Here is a 2,025-nt window from a genome sequence, read left to right on the forward strand (position 1 = left end):
CTGGCGGCGAGTCCGACCCCCCGGCGCGGCACGGGGGGGGGGGGGGTGTGTGGGGTTGTCTTTGTTATCCCGTGGCTTTGGCGGGGGTCTGCGTGCCCCCCCCCCCCCCCCCCCCCCCCCCCCCGGCCCAGAAGGATGCCGTCTCGCACCGCGGCCGCGCGCTGGCCGAACTGCTGCCGGGGGGGGGGGGGGGGGGCGGGGGGGGGGGGGGGGGGGGGTCGTCGCTCTCCGGGGGTGGGGGGGGCGCCCCGCCCCCCCCCCCCCCCCCCCCCGCCGTCGGGATGGAACAGCGGATCGTAGCCGAAACCGCCGTCACCCTGCGGTGCGCGGGCGATGGTTCCGGGCCATTCGCCGCGCACCACGGTCTGACCGCCCTCCGGCAGCACCAGCGCGCAGGCCGAGACGAAGTATGCGCCGCGGCGATCATCGGGCACATCGGACAGCTGTGCGAGCAGTAAGGCGTTGTTCGCGGCATCGTCGCCGTGGCGGCCGGCCCAGCGGGCCGACAGGACGCCCGGCATCCCGTTCAACGCATCCACCGCGATCCCGGAATCGTCGGCGATACACGGCAACCCGGTCGCCTGGGCCCCGTCACGGGCCTTGGCCAGCGCATTCTCCTCGAACGTCGCCCCGGTTTCCGGCGCCTCCGGATATTCCGGGACATCGTCGAGCCCGACGATCTCGATCCCGGCCACACCGGCCTCGTCCAGGATCCGGCGCAGCTCGTTCAGTTTCTTGGCGTTGCGGCTGGCGAGCAGAACGCGGCGGGTCATCTACTTCTTCTTCGCCGGTTCCGGCGCTTCGGGCAGCACACCCGGATAGGGCAGCGCCAGCGCTTCCTTCTGCACCGCGAACAGTTGCTCGCAGCCCGCGAGTGCGGAGTCCAGGAGCTTGTCGAGGGTGGAACGCGGGAAGGTCGCGCCTTCGCCGGTCCCCTGGATTTCCACCAGGGTGCCGGTATCGGTGGCGACGACGTTCATATCGACCTCGGCGCGCGAATCCTCCTCGTACGGCAGGTCCAGCCGGACCCGCCCGTCCACGACCCCGACGCTGACCGCGGCGATCGCGCAGGAGATCGGCTGCGGATCGGCCAGCCCGCCCGCGGCACCGAGGTAGGTGACGGCATCGGAGAGCGCGACATAGGCGCCGGTGATGGCGGCGGTGCGGGTACCGCCGTCGGCCTGCAGGACATCGCAGTCGACGGCGATGGTGTTCTCGCCGATAGCGGCCAGGTCGATACAGGCGCGCAGGGACCGGCCGACCAACCGGCTGATCTCCTGGGTACGCCCACCGACCTTCCCCTTGACCGATTCCCGGCTGCTCCGCGTGTGGGTGGCGGCCGGCAGCATCGCGTACTCGGCGGTGAGCCAGCCCAGCCCGGAATCGCGCCGCCACGGCGGTACGCCCTCGGTGACACTGGCCGTGCACATCACCCGCGTCTGCCCGAACTCGACCAGCACCGAACCGGCCGGATGCGTGGTGAAACCTCGGGTTATCCGTACCTCGCGGAGCTCGTCGTCCGCCCTGCCATCGGCTCGTCTCGACACGGGCTCAGCGTAGTGGGGTCCCCGTCCCGGTATCCGCCGGGGTCGCAGCGTTCGATCGCCGCGCCGGACCCGGTGAAAACTCTCCTGCCATCTGCCCGGTGAGAACGAATGTCACCAGAAGCCGTGGACACCTCCGTCGCCCCGGGACCGATCGAGTGTATCGGTGCCACCGGTGCGATGCGGCATACGGCGCTATCGGCCCTCGGCCGACGCAGTCGACGGTGCCGACCCCATCGGACACCCGGGGTTCGACAGCGTAGAAACCCGACGCAACCAGCCGTGGTGCCGAGTCTTACGAGGCCCTGAGAGGTTTTGGCCCGTCCCTGCTTTCCGCACTCGATGCAATGCGGCGCAGCCGCGAGTATCGAGTGCGGAAAGCAGGGACGGGCCAAAACCTCTCAGGGCCTCGTAAGACTCGGCACCACGGCTGGTTGCGTCGGGTTTCTACGCTGTCGAACCCCGGGTGTCCGATGGGGTC

Annotated in this window: 1 protein-coding gene and 1 pseudogene; both read right to left on the reverse strand. The window is 70.9% G+C overall.

Translation table 11 applies throughout. The features are described 5' to 3' along the window. Positions 1–269: 269 nt before the first annotated feature. A pseudogene (locus tag QH196_RS00080) lies at positions 270–773 on the reverse strand (non-canonical purine NTP pyrophosphatase); the annotation flags it as partial. Further along, the gene (gene rph / locus QH196_RS00085) at positions 774–1,547 is read right to left on the reverse strand and encodes a ribonuclease PH (protein ID WP_280413692.1); all 774 of its coding nucleotides are present in this window, start codon (positions 1,545–1,547) and stop codon (positions 774–776) included. It lies immediately after the preceding pseudogene. Positions 1,548–2,025: the final 478 nt, after the last annotated feature.

Origin of the sequence: Nocardia carnea, assembly GCF_029868325.1 — a bacterium.
GTDB classification, from domain to species: domain Bacteria; phylum Actinomycetota; class Actinomycetes; order Mycobacteriales; family Mycobacteriaceae; genus Nocardia; species Nocardia carnea_C.